At 70.6% G+C, this 16,893-nt stretch carries 15 protein-coding genes; 1 reads left to right on the forward strand and 14 read right to left on the reverse strand.

The window, feature by feature from the left end; translation table 11 throughout:
- From LG391_RS00005 to LG391_RS00025, 5 genes are all read right to left on the reverse strand, one after another.
- On the reverse strand, positions 1 to 562 hold a 562-nt coding region (locus LG391_RS00005; protein ID WP_225767655.1), incomplete at its 3' end, for a hypothetical protein.
- Between the two features lie 326 nt (positions 563 to 888).
- On the reverse strand, positions 889 to 2,406 hold the full coding sequence (locus LG391_RS00010) for a tripartite tricarboxylate transporter permease (RefSeq protein ID WP_225764162.1): 1,518 nt from the start codon (positions 2,404 to 2,406) through the stop codon (positions 889 to 891).
- 16 nt (positions 2,407 to 2,422) lie between these two features.
- Entirely contained in the window at positions 2,423 to 2,926 is a 504-nt protein-coding gene (locus tag LG391_RS00015) for a tripartite tricarboxylate transporter TctB family protein (protein WP_225764164.1), read from the reverse strand.
- A gap of 200 nt (positions 2,927 to 3,126) precedes the next feature.
- Positions 3,127 to 4,110 (reverse strand): tripartite tricarboxylate transporter substrate binding protein, encoded by a 984-nt coding sequence (locus LG391_RS00020; protein ID WP_225764166.1) that lies wholly within the window; start codon positions 4,108 to 4,110, stop codon positions 3,127 to 3,129.
- A 39-nt stretch (positions 4,111 to 4,149) separates the two neighbouring features.
- Entirely contained in the window at positions 4,150 to 5,187 is a 1,038-nt protein-coding gene (locus LG391_RS00025; protein WP_225764168.1) for a 4-hydroxythreonine-4-phosphate dehydrogenase PdxA, read from the reverse strand.
- A 166-nt stretch (positions 5,188 to 5,353) separates the two neighbouring features.
- Between LG391_RS00025 and LG391_RS00030 the strand changes: the two genes are divergently transcribed.
- The gene (locus LG391_RS00030) at positions 5,354 to 6,037 is read left to right on the forward strand and encodes a GntR family transcriptional regulator (protein WP_225764169.1); all 684 of its coding nucleotides are present in this window, start codon (positions 5,354 to 5,356) and stop codon (positions 6,035 to 6,037) included.
- Positions 6,038 to 6,180: 143 nt separating this feature from the next.
- Here LG391_RS00030 and LG391_RS00035 read toward each other — a convergent pair whose 3' ends face one another.
- From LG391_RS00035 to LG391_RS00075, 9 genes are all read right to left on the reverse strand, one after another.
- Positions 6,181 to 8,010, reverse strand: a complete 1,830-nt coding sequence (locus tag LG391_RS00035; protein WP_225764177.1) for a glycoside hydrolase family 36 protein — start codon at positions 8,008 to 8,010, stop codon at positions 6,181 to 6,183.
- Positions 8,010 to 8,996, reverse strand: a complete 987-nt coding sequence (locus LG391_RS00040; protein ID WP_225764179.1) for a Gfo/Idh/MocA family protein — start codon at positions 8,994 to 8,996, stop codon at positions 8,010 to 8,012. Before LG391_RS00040 ends, LG391_RS00035 begins: the two co-directional genes overlap by 1 nt.
- Positions 8,993 to 10,042 carry a zinc-binding dehydrogenase gene (locus LG391_RS00045; protein WP_225764191.1) on the reverse strand — a complete coding sequence of 350 codons (1,050 nt, stop codon included), beginning with the start codon at positions 10,040 to 10,042 and terminating at the stop codon, positions 8,993 to 8,995. The genes LG391_RS00040 and LG391_RS00045 overlap by 4 nt, the downstream gene beginning before the upstream one ends.
- A 2-nt stretch (positions 10,043 to 10,044) precedes the next feature.
- On the reverse strand, positions 10,045 to 11,325 hold the full coding sequence (locus LG391_RS00050) for an amylo-alpha-1,6-glucosidase (protein ID WP_225764193.1): 1,281 nt from the start codon (positions 11,323 to 11,325) through the stop codon (positions 10,045 to 10,047).
- Positions 11,326 to 11,365: 40 nt separating this feature from the next.
- A complete protein-coding gene (locus LG391_RS00055; RefSeq protein ID WP_225764195.1) occupies positions 11,366 to 12,406 on the reverse strand; it encodes an ABC transporter ATP-binding protein in 1,041 nt (346 codons plus the stop codon).
- A gap of 14 nt (positions 12,407 to 12,420) precedes the next feature.
- Positions 12,421 to 13,269: a carbohydrate ABC transporter permease gene (locus LG391_RS00060; protein ID WP_225764197.1), complete on the reverse strand. Its 849-nt coding sequence runs from the start codon at positions 13,267 to 13,269 to the stop codon at positions 12,421 to 12,423.
- Positions 13,266 to 14,114 carry a carbohydrate ABC transporter permease gene (locus tag LG391_RS00065; RefSeq protein ID WP_225764199.1) on the reverse strand — a complete coding sequence of 283 codons (849 nt, stop codon included), beginning with the start codon at positions 14,112 to 14,114 and terminating at the stop codon, positions 13,266 to 13,268. Before LG391_RS00065 ends, LG391_RS00060 begins: the two co-directional genes overlap by 4 nt.
- A gap of 268 nt (positions 14,115 to 14,382) precedes the next feature.
- Positions 14,383 to 15,657 (reverse strand): ABC transporter substrate-binding protein, encoded by a 1,275-nt coding sequence (locus LG391_RS00070; RefSeq protein ID WP_225764200.1) that lies wholly within the window; start codon positions 15,655 to 15,657, stop codon positions 14,383 to 14,385.
- Positions 15,658 to 15,721: 64 nt separating this feature from the next.
- Positions 15,722 to 16,783, reverse strand: coding sequence for a LacI family DNA-binding transcriptional regulator (locus LG391_RS00075; protein WP_225764202.1), 1,062 nt, complete (start codon positions 16,781 to 16,783; stop codon positions 15,722 to 15,724).
- Between the last annotated feature and the right edge of the window lie 110 nt (positions 16,784 to 16,893).

A 16,893-nucleotide genomic window follows, 5' to 3' on the forward strand; every position in this document is an offset into this window, starting at 1 on the left:
CGTCCTCGCCGTCCTGCGGCGGCAGGAAGCCGAGCTCCTCCATCGCCTCGTCGGCCATCTCCAGCCACTGCTCCACCCGCACCGGGTAGCCCCAGCGCCGGCACAGCGCCGCCACCGCCACCTCCGGCCGGCTGGCCTCGATCAGCTCCACCACCTCCGGCCGCTCCAGCCGCTCATGCATCTCGGCTTCACGGCGGTCGGCCTCCTCGCCGTCCTCGGACATCTCATAGGCCGCCGCCATCATCGCCAGCTGCACCCGCAGCCCGTGCCAGTCCTCCTGCGCCGCCTCCCGCTGCGCCGCCGCCTTGCGCTTCTCCTCCACCTGCCGCGACAGCTTGTCCTCCAACAGCAGGGTCAGCCGCAGCGACCGGGTCACGACGGCGATCCGCTGGCCATAGTCGACGCCGGGCTGCGGCGCCTCCACCGCTTCCGTGCGGGTGGCCTCGATGATCTCCATATGGACGTCCGCCGCCCGGGCGAGCATGCGCAGATGCCGTGCCGCCCGCTCCTCCTGAAGAGCGGGCGGGGCCTCCGATGTCCGATCGGTCTGCGTCGCGTCCATGGAACATAGCATGAACGTGCGTGACCGATAATACTACTGCGATCGTGGTCCCGGCCTGCAGGCCGGATCCGGGCGTCCGACACCTTCGAAATCGATTCCAGCGGTGCCAAACCCCTCCCCCTTGCCCCCTCCCGCGGGGGGAGGAGGAGATCGCGCTGGCGCCGACCGTCCCCGGGGCGGCGCTGTTCGAGGCCCATGACGACGATCCGGCCCTGGCGGGGCTCGAGATCGCGCTGAAGGGCGGCCAGATGGGCGCGCCCGACCATTTCCTGCGGATCAAGGCCGGGGGCGGGTGATCCGCGAGTGCGGCGAAGTGGGCCTGTCCATCAGTGCGTGCGGATGCGGAACAGGCGACCCGGCCGCGCCGCGCCCAGCACGCGGCCGATCAGCGGCCAGGCCAGCATGACGAGGCCGAGCGTGGCGATGCTGCCGACCAGGGCGTTCGACCAGAACACCGACAGGTCGCCGCCGGACATGATCATCGATTGGCGGAACGCGTCTTCCGCCTTGTCGCCCAGCACCATGGCCAGCACGAGGGGGGCGATCGGGTAGTCCAGCCGCTTGAAGACGTAGCCGGCGATGCCGAAGGCCAGCACCAGCCCCATGTCGAAGGGCGAGTTGGCGACGGTGTAGGCGCCGGCGAAGCACACCACCACGATCACCGGCCCGATCACGGCGAAGGGGATGCGCAGGATGGCGCTGAACACCGGCACGGTCGCCAGCACCAAGGCGACGGCGACGACATTGCCCAGATACATGCTGGCGATCAGGCCCCAGACGAAGTCCGGCTGATCGATGAACAGCATCGGGCCGGGCGTCAGGCCCCAGATCATCAGCCCGCCCATCATCACCGCGGCGGTGGCCGACCCCGGCACGCCCAGCGCCAGCATCGGCAGGATGGCGCAGGTGCCGGCGGAATGGTCGGCGGCCTCGGGCGAGACGATGCCGGCCGGGTCGCCCTTGCCGAAGCCCTCCTTGCGGCGGGCGAAGCGCCGGGCCAGGCCGTAGCTCATGAAGCTGGCGGCGGTCGGGCCGCCGGGGGTGATGCCCATCCAGCAGCCGACCAGCACGCTGCGCAGCAGCGCCAGCCATTGCCGCGGCAGCTCGCGCATGGCGCGGCCGACGTCGCGCAAGCCCACCCGGGCGCGGATGCCGTCGAAGCGCAGCCCTTCCTCCATGGTCAGGATCAGCTCGCCGATGCCGAACAGGCCGATCACCGCGACCAGGAAGCTGATGCCCTTGATCAGGTCGGCCAGGCCGAAGGTCAGCCGCAGATTGCCGGAGACGGTGTCCATCCCGACCGTGGCGAAGGCGAAGCCCAGCATCATCGACACGATGGTCTTCACCGGCGACCCGCTGCCCATGCCGACGAAGGAGGCGAAGGCCAGGAAGTAGACGGCGAAGAACTCCGGCGAGCTGAAGCGCAGCGCGAACTGCGCCACCCAGCCGGACAGGAGGGTGATGACCACCACCCCGGCCAGGGCGCCGAACCCGGCCGACAGGAAGGCCAGGGTCAACGCCCGCGCCGCCTGGCCCGCCCGCGCCATCGGATAGCCGTCGAAGGTGGTGGCGACCGAGGAGGGCTCGCCCGGGATGTTGAACAGGATCGAGGTGGTGGAGCCGCCGAACAGCGCGCCCCAATACATGCAGCTCAACAGGATGATGGCCGAGACCGGGTCCATGGCGAAGGTCAGCGGCAGCAGCAGCGACACGCCGTTCGGCGCGCCGAGGCCCGGCAGCACCCCGACCAGGATGCCGAGCATCACGCCCAGCACCATCAGCATCAGGTGATAGCCGCTCAGGACGGTGCCGAAGCCGTCGACGAGATGGGCGAGGTTGTCCACGGGAGGTCTCCGGATGTCAGGCGAGGCCGAGCCAGGCCTCGACCGGGCCCTTCAGCAGCGGCACCTGGAACCAGGTCTCGAACACCAGCCACAGCAGGGCGGCGACGCCGAGCCCGACCGGCACGGCGCTGCGCAGCCGGTAGCCTCCCTGCAGCGCCATCACGCCGGCGAGATAGAGGGCGGAGGCGACATAGAGGCCGAGCGGTATGGACAGCGCGACAAAGGCCGCCATCGGCCCGAAGAAGGCAGCCACCCGGCGCAGCCGCACGCCGTCGAGGAACACGCCGCCATCGCGGGACCGGATCGTCTGCACCAGCGTGCCGAGGCTGCCGGCGACGATGATCAGGCCGACGGCGAAGGGGAAGGTCCCGGGCTCGGGCCCGGCCTCGTTCCAGCCGATGCCGCTTTGCAGCCCGCCGACTGTGACCGCGGCGCCGACCGCCCCGGTGGCCGCGGAGGCCGCGCATTCCATCGCGAAGCGGGAGATGCCGCGGCTCTCAGGCTTATGATGCTCAGACATCACCTGTCAGGCCCTTTCATGGTTCCCCTCTCCTTGCGGGACCTTTTCAAAACACCCCTTCCTCACCGTCATTGCGAGGAGGCGAAGCCGACGAAGCAATCCAGGGGTTGGTGCGAGCGGCCCTGGATTGCTTCGCTGCGCTCGCAATGACGGTGTTGGAAATTCTGAAAAGATCTCCCCTTGCGGAGAGGCGCCCTCCGTCAGCCGGCGAGCCAGCCCTGCTTCTGGTAGACCGCGCGTACGCGGTCCTGCTCGGCGCGGATATAGGCCTGCCATTCCTCGCCGGTCAGGAACCGGCCGCTCTGCGAGCTCTTGGTCAGGTAGTCCTGCCATTCCGGCGTCTCGCTGACCTTGCGCAGCAGGTCGGTGTAGAAGGCCGTCGCCTCCGCCGGCACGCCGCCGGGCAGCCAGACCGCGCGCGGCATCTGGTAGCTGTCGATCGGGATGCCTTCGTCGCGGCACAGCGGGATGTCGGCCCAGCCGAGGTCGCCCGACACCTTCGGGCCAGCCGGCAGGCGCTGGGTGCTGAAGACGCAGAGCGGCCGCACCATCCCGGCCTGCCACTGGCCGCGATTCTCGTTCGGGTTGTTGGTGTTGCCGTCGATATGGCCGCCGGCCAGCTGCACCGCGGCCTCGTTGCCGCTCTTGAACGGGACGTAGGTGAAGCGGGCGCCGGTGGCCTCGCCGACCATGGTGACCAGGGTCTGGTCGACATCCTTGGACTGGCTGCCGCCGAACTTCAGCGCCCCGGGCTTCTCCTTGGCCGCGGCCAGCAGCTCGGCCGCCGACTTGTAGGGCGACTCGCCGTTCACCCACAGCACGAACTCGTCCATCGCCATCGCCGCCACCGGGGTCAGGTCCTCCGGCGCGTAGGGCAGGTTGGCGACGAAGGGCAGCAGGTATTCGTTGTTGGTGCCGAACACCAGCTTGTGCGGATCGCCGGCGGCGCCCTTGCCGTAGACGAAGCCTTCGGCGCCGCTGCCGCCGCCCTTGTTGGTGACGACGATCGGCCGGTCCAGCAGCTTGTGCTTGACGATGATCGCCTGCACGGCGCGGGCGAAGCTGTCGGTGCCGCCGCCGGGGCCGGAGGTGACGACGAACTCGATCGGCTTCTGGGGTTCCCAGGCCTGGGCGGACGCCACCGGCAGCAGCGCGGCCAGCGCCAGGGTCAGTTGCTTGAGCATCTTCGTTCTCCTCCCTTTGCGTGTGGTTGACGGGCCGGATCAGCCGGCCGGGGCGCGCCTCCGGGCCGCCATGCGGGCGGCCAGCAGCACCGCGGCGCGGCTGGCGCCGATATCGGCGACGCCTTGGCCGGCGATGTCGTAGGCGGTGCCGTGGGCAGGGGTGCAGATCGGGAAGGGGAAGCCGCCCAGCATGGTGACGCCGCGGTCGAAGCCCATCAGCTTCATCGCGATCTGCCCCTGGTCGTGATACATGGTCAGCACCGCGTGGCAGCCTTCCTTCGGCGCCCGCAGGAAGACGGTGTCGGCCGGGTAGGGGCCGACGACGTCCAGGCCCTCCGCCGCCGCGGCGCGGACCGCGGGGCCGATCACCTCGATCTCCTCGCGCCCGAAATTGCCGCCGTCGCCGGCATGCGGGTTCAGCCCGGCCACGGCGATGCGCGGCCGGTCGATCCCGGCGGCGCGGAGGCAGCCGGCGGTCAGCGCCAGCTCGGCCCGGATGCCGTCCGCGGTGATCGCCGCGGCCACGGCCGACAGCGGGATATGCGAGGTGACCCGCGCATTCCAGATCGTGTCCAGGATGTTGAATTCGCGGGCGGCGCCGGACCAGCCGATGGCGTCCGCGACGAAGCGGATCTCGTCGTCGTAGCCGGGATACGCATAGCGCATCGCCTGCTTGTTGAACGGGGTGAAGCACACCGCGTCGGCCCCACCGGAAGCGGCGAGCTGCAGCGCCCGGCGGAAGTTCTCGGACGCGAATCTGCCACCCGCCAGCGTCGCCTCGCGCGGCGTCACCTCGGCCGGGTCGAGGTGGCGCAGGTCAACCAGCACTGGCCGGTCGTCCGGCGCCTTCTCCTCGGTGATCACCTCGAGGTCCAGCGTGACGCCGGCCGTCCGGGCCCCGGCGTCGAGGATGCGGCGGTCGCCGAACACGACAAAGCGGGCGGCGGCGCGGATCTCGTCCAGCGCCAGCAGCCGGGCGGTCAGCTCCGGGCTGATCCCGGCGGGATCGCCCATCGCCAAGGCGATGACGGGACGGGCGGAGGCTTCGGTCGGCCGGATGTCGGGCTGGGCTGCCACGGTGCTCCCCAAGATCTTCTTGCTTCTGGAGGAGACCATAGCAGGCATGCATGCACACATCAAGCATGCTGCACTCTGCATGCAGAATGCTGAGATTGACGTCCGGAGGGGTTCTTCGCCATCCTGGCCAGGCCGGGCGATGCCGCCGGCGGGGCGAGAGGACGGGATGGAACTGGATCTGCAGGACGCGTTGGCCGACAGCCCGGGCGGCCCGATCGCCCGCCCGTCGCTGCACGACCAGATCGTCGGCCGCATCCGCGACATGGTGATCGAAGGCGTGCTGCCGCCCGGCGCGCGCATCCATGAGGGCCAGCTGGGGGCGCAGCTCGGCGTGTCCCGCACGCCGCTGCGCGAGGCGCTGAAATACCTGGCCAGCGAGGGGCTCTTGGACCTGGTCCCGGGCCGTGGCGCCGTGGTCAAGCGCTTCTCCGCCAAAGAGGTGCAGGACATGCTGGCGGTGCTGGGCCTGCTGGAGGCCGAAGCCGGCCGGCTGGCCTGCGCCGATGCCTCGGATGCCGGCATCCGCGAGATCCGCGCGCTGCACGACCGGATGCTGGAGCATTACCGCCGGCGCGAGCGGCTGGAATATTTCAAGCTCAACCAGGCCATCCACTCCGCCATCCTGCGCCTGTCCGGCAACGCGGCGCTGGTGACGGTGCACGGCATCCTGCAGTCGCGGCTGAAGCGAATCCGCTTCATCGGTAACGGCAGCGAGGAGAAATGGGCCGCGGCCGTGGCCGATCACGAGGAGATGATCGCCGCCCTCGAAGCCCGGGACCCGGAGCGGCTGGCCGCGATCCTCAGCCGCCACATGGCGGAGAGCTGGAACCGGGTGCGGGACGCGATCTGAGAGCGTGGGGCCGATGGAAGGGCCTTCATGACCTCTTTTCAATGTCATGCCCGGGCTTGACCCAGGCATCCAGAAGGTCTCGACACCCTCTGGATTGCCGGGTCAAGCCCGGCAATGACAGGAAGGATGCGGCCTGAGAGCCGTTACAGCACCAGCGTCTCGTGCGGACGCAGGGAGACGGTGCGGGCGGCGCCTCCGGTGACCGATGCCGGCACCGTGCCCTCGAACGGCCGGTCGCCGGCGTTGAACAGGCTGACCAGGTCGCCGCCCGGGAGGCCGCTCACCCGCTGCACGATCAGGTCGCCGAGCCCGTCCGGATCCGGCCGGCCGACGGCGGCGCCGAGGCGCGGGAAGTCGCAGGGCCGGGCCCGGCCGTCCCCCAGCAGCTCGCGCAGCAGCGCCTTGCGTGCCGGGGAAAGCTCGCCGAGATGGTCGCTGGTCATCAGCACGCCGCCAGCGAGGCCGGCGAACCGTGCCAGGGAGTCGGCCTCGGCGTCCGACAGCTCGTGGAAGCGGTCGCGCAGCAGGATGCAGTCGGGGTCGGCCTGCCACAGGATGCCGTTGGCGAAGCTGCGGGTGGTCTGGTCGCGCAGCAGCGATTCCGCGGACTGATGACCGCTCCAGGACACGCCGATGTCGCGGCCGATGCGCATGGCGTCGACCAGCCCAATGGGGGCGAAGATCGGCGAGCCGCAACCGAGCCACAGCGCGTCGCCGATCTCCTCGCGGATCAGCCGGGCCATCCGCATCCACACCTCGATCCGGGTCAGCCCGCCGCGGTGCCAGCGGGCGCGGTCGGGGCCGAACTCCGACCCCGCATTCATGAAGTCGGTCTTGAAGTAGCGGCAGCCCCAATGCCGCGCCCAGATCCGGAACACGCCGCGGATATAGGCCTCGGCCTCCGGGTGGGTGACATCGAGGACGTAATACTCCTCGCTGCGCTTGTGCCAGCGGAACTCGCCGTAGAACTTGGAGTAGACGACGGGCGCCTCACGGTCGCGCCGGCGCACCACCCAGTCGGGATGGTCGCGGTAGAGCCGGCTGCGGTTGCCGACCAGGAAGGGCGCGATCCACAGGCCGGGGACGAAGCCGGCGGCGGCGATGTCGGCCAGCAGCGGGGCCATGCCGCGCGGGAATTGCGGCTTCACCTCCAGCCAGTCGCCCATCTCCGGCGTGAAGCCGTCATCGATCTGGAACACGCGCAGCGGCAGCCCCTCGGCCTTCGCCTGCCGCGCGCCCTCCAGGTGGTCGAGCAGGTTCTCCTCGGTGATCGCGGCGTAGAGGTTGTACCAGGAGCACCAGCCGGTGATGCGCTCTCCGGCGATGCGCGGCGGCAGCGGCGAGGCCTCGGCCACCGCCCGGGCCCAGACGCGCAGGCCTTCCTCCACCGCCGCATGATCGAACAGGGCGAACCATTCGGAGACGGCGTTGCCATCGTGCGGGGCGTGATCCCAGAGGGCTTCGAGGGTGATGGCAAAGCCGTCCGCCGCCGGCCGGAAGCCGAAGCGGTGCTGGAACCGGTCGTGGCGCAGCGCGCCGAGCACTGTCCCGCCGTCGCCCTCGCGCGGCAGCAGCTGGGTCATGGCGTATCCGGTCGCGGCCTTCTCGTCGCCGGAAGCGAGGCGGTCGTGTGTGACGAAGAAGCTGCCGTCCCAGCTGTGATAGCCGGTGCGGAGACAGGCTCGGGCCGGCCCAGCGCGGCCGATCTCGATGCCGAGGGCCGTCAACGGCTGCTCGGGCGGCCGGCCGTCGAGCACGAAGCGGAAGGCGAAGCCGGGCGTCCCACCGAAGTCGCGGCGCTCGACCTCCAGCCGGAAGCTGCCTCCTTCGGCGGGCCATTCCGCGGTCCAGCCGCCGGCCTCATGCCGGATGGTCGGCACCCCGTGCACCGCCTCGCCGTCAATGACGGGCACGATCTCCGCCAGTCGAATGGAGGACCCCTGAAAGGCGAGGGCGTCGGCGTCGAACCGCATCAAAATCTCACCTCGCGCCGCTCCTCGGCGGAGCGCAGCGCCGCCAGGGCCAGGTGCAGCGACCGGGCGCCGTCGCGGATCGGGGTGCGGGCCGGGCAGCCGCTGCGGATGGCGTCGACAAGGTCGAGAAGCTGGGCGGCGAAGACGTCGCGGTCGCCGGCGATGCGTTCCGCCGCCGGTTCGCCCTCTGTGCGGGTGAGCGTCGCGGTGTTCCAGTCGGTGAAATGGCCGGTCATCCGCTCCGCCACCAGATGGATCTCCTTCTCCCAGCGGCCGGGTACGGCGCCGTTGGTGGCGTTCAGGAGCGCGACGCGGCCGTCGTCATAGCCCAGCAGCATGGCGCTCAGATCGTCGCTGTCGTAGCGCTCGACCCCGCGGTGGAAGAAGGTCGCGGTGCGGGCATAGACCGTCGCCGGGTCGCCCAGCAGGTAGCGCGCCAGGTCGATCATGTGGATCAGCTGCTCCACCATCTGCCCGCCGGATTTCGCCTTCTCCCGCCACCAGGGCGCGTGCAGCGCGTTGCAGTGGAAGCGGGCGGAATAGAGGCCGGGGCGGCCGGTCTCGCCGGCGGCGGCCAGCTCCGCCCAGCGCTCGACCGCGGCGCCGAAGCGGCCCATGAAGCCGACCTGGGTCGTGATCCCGGCGGCCTCGGCCGCCGCCACCATGCGGTCGGCATGGCCACCGTCCAGCGCGATCGGCTTCTCCAGCAGCAGGTGGATGCCGCGCCGCGCGGCGCTCTCGACCTCGTCGGAATGGGCGAAGGGGGGCAGCGCGACGATCAGGATGTCGAGCTCCGCCTCGTCCAGCATGCGCTCGCGGTCGGCATAGGCCCGGCCGCCATGCGCGGCGGCGAAGACGGCGGCCTTGTCCGGATCGCGGCCGCAGCAGGCGACCAGCGTCGCCGCCTCCGGATGCGCGGCGATCGCCGCGGCGTGGCGGGCGGCGATGCCGCCGGCGCCGAGGATGCCGACGCGCAGCGGCGTCATTCGTCGCCTCCGAAGGTCAGCACGGTCTGCAGCGTGTCCGGATCGCCGCGGTCCAGCCGCTCGAACAGCGCCGGCGCCTGCCGGAACGGCACCTCTTCCGTGATCAGCGGCAGCAGGTCCAGCCGGCCCTCATGCTGCAGCCGCACCGCCGTCTGCCACAGCCGCGGCTTCGACCAGCGATAGCTCGCGCCGGGGGCGACGCCGGAGATCTGGGAGCAGACCAGCTGCACCCGGTTGTGGTGGAACTCCTCGCCCAGGAACAGGCCGCGCGCCTCGCCCTGGAAGAAGCCGAGGGCGACCACCCGCGCCGAATAGGCGACGGTGCGGATCGCCTCGGCGAGCGCGGCCGGGACGCCCGACACCTCGATCGCCACATCGGCGCCGCGTCCGCCGGTCTTCTCCTTGACGATCTCGGCGACCGAGCCGGCCGCGGGGTCCAGCGCCTCCGCCGCGCCCAGCCGCAGCGCCGTCTCGCGCCGCGACGCCACCGGGTCGACCGCGATCACATGGGCGCCGGAGGCCTGCGCCGCCTGCGCCGCGATCTGTCCGGGCACGCCGAGGCCGAACACCACCACGACGTCGCCGATCCGGATCTCGGCGTCGTGCACGCCGTTCAGCGCCACGGCGCCGATATGCGAGAAGATGCCGATCCGCGGGTCGGCGCCTTCCGGCAGCAGCCGGCCGATCACGGCCTCGCGTGGCGCCACATGGTGGGTGCGGTGGCCCCAGGTGCCGTAGACGCGCTGGCCGGGCCGCAGGTCGGCGACGCCGCGGCCGACCTCGACGATCTCGCCGGCCTCCTCGTAGCCCAGGTTGCGCACCGGATAGTCCCAGCTCGGCGCGTCGGCGGCGCGGAACAGGCGGCTCGCCTCGTCCCAGCGCTTCGCCATGAAGGGGTTGGAGCCGCGGTACTGCGACAGCTCGGTGCCGGCGCTGACGCCGGAGAAGAGGGTGCGGATCCGCACCTCCTCCGGACCCAGGGGCGGGTGGTCGAAGGTCTCGAAATCCAGCGTGCGCGGGCCGCGCAGCAGCAGGGCGGCCGGCATGGTCAGGCGGCCCGCTTCCGCACCAGCTCGGCGACCATGGCGGCGGTCCAGGTGAAGTTGCCGCCGCCCAGCCCCTCGCCGGTCACAGGGTCGTAGTATTCGGCGAAGCCGCCCTCGATCAGCCGCAGGCTGTCCTGATGCACGGCGTCGGCGGCCTCGGCCAGGCCGCAGCGGGCCAGGCCGTCGGCGACCAGGTAGTTGACGATCAGCCACACCGGGCCGCGCCAGTAGCGCTTCGGCTCGAAGCGCGGATCGGCCGGGTCGTGGCTGGCGATGCCGAAGCGGGTCTGGCCGCGCCATTCGGCGATGCGGGCGGCCAGGGCGCGCTGCCGCTCCGGCGTGCCGAGGCCCGCGAACAGCGGCAGCAGCCCGCCCACGGTGCGGCTCTCGATCAGTTCTCCGGTCACACGGTCGAGGCAGAGATACTGGCCGTGCTGCTCGCTCCACAGCCGCTCGAAGGCGGCGCGGGCCTTGACGGCCCGGGCCCGTGCGGCGGCGGCAAGCCCCGTCATTCCGAAGGTTTCGCCCAGCGCCGCGATGTCCTCGTCGGAGCGGATCAGGATGGCGTTGAAGCCGGGGTCGACGACCCGGAAGGGCGAGGCGTCGTGCAGCTTCGCATTATCCCAGCCGAGGCCGCGGAAGCGCTGCACCAGCCACAGATAGCGGTCGTATTCCGCCTTGTGCGGACGCTGCGAGGGATCGACATGGCTGGTGTCGCGGCGCTGATAGGGCTCGACCCCGTCGGTCGGCACCCGCGCCAGGGCGGCATCCCAGTCGCAGGAATTGTCGCGGCCGGATTCCCAGGGGTGCAGCAGGGCGACCAGCCCGGTGCCCTGCGGGTCGCGGGCGGCGTAGAACCAGCGGTGCCAGGCATCGGCCGCGCCGATCAGCATCCGCGCCTTCTCCTCGGCCAGCACCTTGTCCCTGGCCTGCTCGTACAGGCGCCGCAGCACGAAGCCCATCACCGGCGGCTGGGTGATGCCGGAGGTCGGGGTCGGCCGGCCGGTCCGCCAGACGTCCGGGCCCGGGAAATACCCGTCGTCATGCACATGGAAGACGATGTGCGGGATCATCCCGTCCGGCCACTGGTGCTCGGCCAGGGTCTCGATCTCGGTCCAGGCCCGGGCCTCGTCGATATGCCGCTGGCCCAGCGCGGTCAGGCAGGAATCCCAGTTCCACTGGAACGGGTACAGGCCCTTGGTCGGCACGGTGTAGGTGCCGCGGTCGTTCTCGGACAGAACGGTCGCCGCCCGTTCGAATGCGGTGCTGTCGTCGAAGGTCACGGCTGGGCTCCGGTAAGGCTCGGGAAGGAGGGAAGGGGGATCATTGCAAAGCGTGGCCGGTCTCGGCGTCGAACCAGCGGCCGCGGCCGGGCTTCGGCCGCAGGCTGATCGCCTGGCCGGGCTCGACCGCATGCTCGTTGTCGACCACGGCGCGGAACAGATGGCCGGCGACGTCCACGGTCAGCAGCTTGTGCGGGCCCAGCGGCTCCACCACCCGGACGGCGCCGGGCAGACCGTCGGCACGGATCTCGACATCCTCGGGGCGGATGCCGAACTCGATCCGGCCCGCCGCAGCCCTGGGCGGCTGCAATGTCATCCCGGCGACGTTGATGCCCTGGCCGTTCGGCTCGGCCGGCAGGAAGTTCATCGGCGGGTTGCCGATGAAGCTGCCGACGAACCGGGTCGCCGGGTCGGCATAGACCTCGGTCGCCCGCGCCGCCTGGACGATGCGGCCCTGGTTCATCACCGCGATCCGGTCGGCCAGGCTCATCGCCTCGACCTGGTCGTGGGTGACGTAGATGGTCGTCGTCCGGCTCTCCTGCAGCACGCCCTTCAGCTCGGCCCGCATCTCCAGGCGCAGCAGGGCGTCCAGGTTGGACAGCGGCTCGTCCATCAGCAGCACGGCGGGCTCGACCGCCAGCGCCCGGGCCACGGCGACGCGCTGGCGCTGGCCGCCCGACAGCTGGCCGGAATAGCGCTGCAGCAGCTGCCCGATATGCATCAGCTCCGCCGCGCGCCCGACCTTCCGGGCGACATCGGCCTCCGGCACCTTCTTCATGCGCAGGCCGAAGGCGATGTTCTCGAACACCGTCATGTGCGGGAACACCGCGTAGTTCTGGAACACCATGGCGATGCCGCGGTCGCGCGGCGCCAGGCCGTCGACCCGCCGGCCGCCAATCCGCACCTCGCCCGAAGTCGCGGTCTCGAGGCCGGCGATGATGCGCAGCAGCGTGGTCTTGCCGCAGCCCGAGGCGCCCAGCAGCACCAGGAACTCCTGGTCGCGGATGGTGAGGTCGACGGCGTGCAGCGCGGTGTAGCTGCCGAACCGCTTCTCGACGCCCTTGATCTCGATGTCTGCCATGGTCGGAACTCCGGTCAGCGGTTGGCGATGCCCCAGAGGGAGAACAGGTACTTGCGGATCAGGAACAGGAAGACCAGCGCGGGGACGACCAGCACCAGCGCCCCGGCGAATTTCAGGGGCAGGGGCGAGACGTCCAGGCTGGTCAGCAGGAAGGCGGTCAGGGTCTGGTTCTGCACGGTCAGCACCGAGGCGGCGAACACCTCGTTCCAGGAGGTGACGAAAGCGAAGACGCCGGAGGCCGCGATGCCGGGCAGGGCCAGCGGCACGACGATCTTGAGGAAAGCCTGGAAGCGGGTGCAGCCCAGCGTCCAGGCCGCCTCCTCCAGCTCCACCGGGATGCTGGTGAACAGCGAGAAGGTGATCAGGATGGCGAAGGGCAGGGCCAGCACGGTGTGCACCAGCGCCAGGCCCCAGATCGTGTCGTCGAGGCCGGTGCGGATGTAGAACACCGCCAGCGGCAGGGCCAGGAGCGGCAGCGGGAAGGCCCGGGTCATCAGCACCAGCAGGCGGAAGCTGCCCTTGCCGCGGAAGCGGAAGCGCGCCAGGGCGTAGCCGGCCGGGGCGCCGATGCCGATGGACAGCAGCATGGTCAGCCCGGCGACCAGTATGGAGTTCAAGAGCGCCCGGGCGACGCCGGCGTAGTTCCAGAAGAAGGACAGGCTGTCGAAATCGAAGGTCGGGACGAAGGCCTTGGGCCAGCCCGTCACCGCCTCGCGCGCGTTGAAGGCGTTCACGGCCAGCAGGTACAGCGGCACCAGCACCCACAGGCACAGGACGATGGTCGAGAGACGGATGCCCCAGCGGCTCGGCGCTTCGGTCCCTGCGGCCGGGATGGCGACGGTATCGGGGGTGGTCGCGGTCATCGCACCGCCTCCTTCTTCTCGCCCAGCGCCCACAGGAAGAAGAGGGTGAAGGCGATCGATATGCCGAGGATCACCATGGCGTAGGCCGAGGCCCCGGCGCGGTCCTGCAGCGCGAACTGCCAGTTGAAGGTCTCGCCCATCAGGATCGGCAGGTTGTTGCCGGCCAGCACCAGGACGATGGCGAACACCTCGAAGGCCAGGATGGTGCGCAGGATCAGCGCGGTCTGCAGGCTGGGCCGCAGCAGCGGCAGGGTGATCCGGACGAAGCGCTTCCACGGGCCGGCGCCGAACACCTCCGCCGCCTCGTAGTATTCCTTCGGGATCAGCGACATGCCGGCCACCAGGATCACCAGCACGATGGCGGTGGCCCGCCACAGCTCGGCGATGATGATGGCGACGAATAGGGCGACGATGCTCTGGTAGCTCAGCAGCAGTTTCGGGCCCGGGATCAGGCCGACGTAATAGAGCACGCTGTTGAGGAAGCCGTTCTGCTCCAGGATGGCCAGCCAGATCAGCCCGGCGGCGAGGTCGGAGATGCCGAGCGGGATGGTGAAGATGTACAGCGCCACGTCGCGGCCGCGCTTCAGCGCCATCACCAGGCTGGCCATGGCCAATGCCAGGGCGATCTGCAGCGGCACCAGGATCAGCGTCAGCACGAAGGTGTTGCGCACCGAGGGCCAGAACTTCCAGTCGGCGGCGATCGACCGGAAGTTGCCGAAGGAGATCTGGCCGTACTGGGTGAAGGCCTCGACCGCCACCTGGCCGAACGGCACCAGGAAGAAGCCGACCAGGAACACGGTGGCCGGGGCCAGCAGGATGTAGGGCAGGAAGCGGGCGTCGCTCATGGCGGGCTCCGTCGGTCAGGCGCGGCGGGGTGGGGCAGGCCGATGGTCAGGCCATCAATCAAAGCGGCCCCAGCCTTCCACTCTCCCCCTCCCCTCGCGGGAGGGGGTAGGGGGAGGGGGTATCGATCGAAGAGAGCCGATGTCTGATCGTCCAGGACAACGACCGGGTTACAACACCCGTTCGGCATCGGTGCCGGCGGCGCCAAACCCCTCCCCCTAGCCCCCTCCCGCAAGGGGAGGGGGAGGATGAAAATCATGGCCCCGGCCATCACTGCACCTTGCACGGACCCGTCCCGACCGGGTCCGGCGCCCAGCACGGGGCGTTCTTCTCGTCGAAGATCGCCTGCAGCGCCTGGGCCTGCTGGTCCAGCACCTCGCGCACGTCCTGGCCGGACAGCACGATGCGCTGGAAGGTGTCGCTGAACACCTTGTTGTAGCGGCCGCCGGCGTCGCCCAGCCCCATCGGCAGCAGCACCGGCAGGGAATCCTTGGCCGCGCTCTGCGCCGCCACCACCGGCTGCAGCATCCTGATGCTGGTCGGCACGTCCTCCGGCAGCTTGACCTCGACCACCGGGAAGAATCCCGTCGCCTTCATCGTCGCGATCTGGTTCTCCGGCTTCTCCATATGCGCGACCAGGGCCTTCGCGTCCTCCGGCGCGTTGCTGGTCTTCGGGATGCCGATGCCGGTCAGCACCGGCATGTGGCCGCGCCCGGCCGGGCCGGCCGGCACCGGGAACACCACGAACTCGTCCGGCTTCTGGTTCAGCGCGTCCTTCAGCCGGGCGACATGGTCCCAGGCGACCCAGACCTCGCCGGTCAGCAGCGGCTCCTGCATGAAGGCGTAGCCGGTCGAGGCCGGGGTGACCGAGGTGGTCCAGAAGTCGCGGAACGAGGTCCACATCCGCTCGGCCTCGGGCGACTTGAACTTCACCACGGGCGAGCCGGTGTAGGACGGGTACAGATAGCCCTGGAAGAAGCGGTGCATCAGCCCCTTCGGCCCGGCCGGGAAGCCGATCTTGGGCGATCCGGCGGCCTCGGCCATCGCCTTGCCCCAGGCGGCCAGCTGGTCGTAGGTCAGGGCGTTGATGTCGGCGCCCTGCGGCAGGTACTGCAGCGCCTGCCTGTTGGCGACCATGACGTAGGTCGCCTGCATCCAGGGCAGGTATTTCTGCTCGGCCGTGCCGAGCTTGCCGAGGTCGAGATAGGCCTTGTTGATCGCGCCGTCGGGCACGATGCCAGACAGGTCCACCAGCCCGTCCGGGACGCTGGCGAACTCGCCGTGCAGCCCGCCGATCACGGTGATGGCGCCGGACCCGGCCTTCAGCTCGGCCTGGATGCGGGTCATGAACGGCCCCGGCTCCTGCGCCGAATAGGTCACCGGCTTGCCGAAGCCGGCCAGGACGCTCTCGCGCATCGCCTGCGATTCCTCGACCGGCGTGGCCTGGGTCGACCAGAAGAGGATGTCCTGGGCGCCGGCGGTGCCGGCCAGGCCGAGGCCGAGCAGGCCGGCGGCGACGGCGGCGGCTGTGGTCCGGATGGGCATTCCTGTCCTCCCTCTTTGTCTGCGGCCGGCCTCGGGACGCCGGTCCGGTTCACGCCGAACCTGGTCACACAGGCCGAGCGCGTTTCCGTGGCTTCGGGGCCGGGCCGTGGCTGGCCCGGGCGACGAACCTCGCCTCGACCAGGCGAGGCTGCACGCCGTCCGGCCCCTTCTCGATGGCGTCGACCACCATGTCGGCGATGAAGGCGGCGCTGCGCTCGATATCCTGGGCGAAGGTCGACAGGGGCGGCCGGGCATAGGCGGCGATCGGCACGTCGTCGAAGCCGACCACCGACAGGTCGCCGGGGATGCTCAAGCCGGCCTCCTGCGCCGCTTCCGTCACCGCCAGCGCCAGCCGGTCGGTCATGCCGATGATGGCGGTGGGCCGCGGAGCCTGGGCGAACAGGCGCTGCGACGCGGCGATGGCGGCGGCGTTGTCGGCGACCGGCACCGCCGGCAGCCGGTCCGGCGCCAGGCGGATACCGTGTCCGGCCAGGGCGGCCTCGAAGCCGCGCCGCCGGAACGCGGCGTAGCTGTAGGGCTCGCCCGGTCCCAGCAGCGCGAACTCCCGGTGGCCCAGCGCGTGCAGCCGGTCGACGAGGTCGGCGAAGGCGGCCTCGCCGTCGGTGTCGAACCAGGGATAGGCCGAAGGCGGGTCCAGCAGCCGGCCATGGGCGACGAAGGGGAAGCGGCGCTCGATCAGGTATCGCACCCGCGGATCGTCGCGGGTCACGCGGTTGATCACCACGGCGTCGATATGACCGCCGTCGACGACATGCTTCAGCACGGTCAGGTCGTCCTGGCCGCGCGGCACGGCGGCCAGGAACAGGTCGCGGCCGCGCCCGGCCAGCCCGTCGGCGACGCCGGACAGGAACTGGCCGAGGAAATCGTCCATGAAGTTGTGCGCGCTGATCGGCAGCAGCACGGCGACGAAGTTGGTGCGGCCGGAGACCAGCATGCGGCCGATGCGGCTGGCGACATAGCCATGGGTGCGGGCGGCTTCCTCGACCCGGCGGCGGGTCTCGGCGCTGACGTCGGAATAGCCGGCGAGGGCGCGCGACACCGTGGTCGGCGACAGGCCGAGCTTCGACGCCAGTTCCTTCAGGCGGATCTGCCGCTTCGCCGTCACCCAGCAGGCCTCCCTGTCCCGCAATCGGGCTCAAAACGTTTTGGGTCGCGCTCAAATGATTCCCAAAACGTTTTGGAACTGTGCCGCGGATTCGAAATCCGGTCAAGGCC

This window comes from Inquilinus sp. Marseille-Q2685 (assembly GCF_916619195.1).
GTDB lineage: Bacteria > Pseudomonadota > Alphaproteobacteria > DSM-16000 > Inquilinaceae > Inquilinus.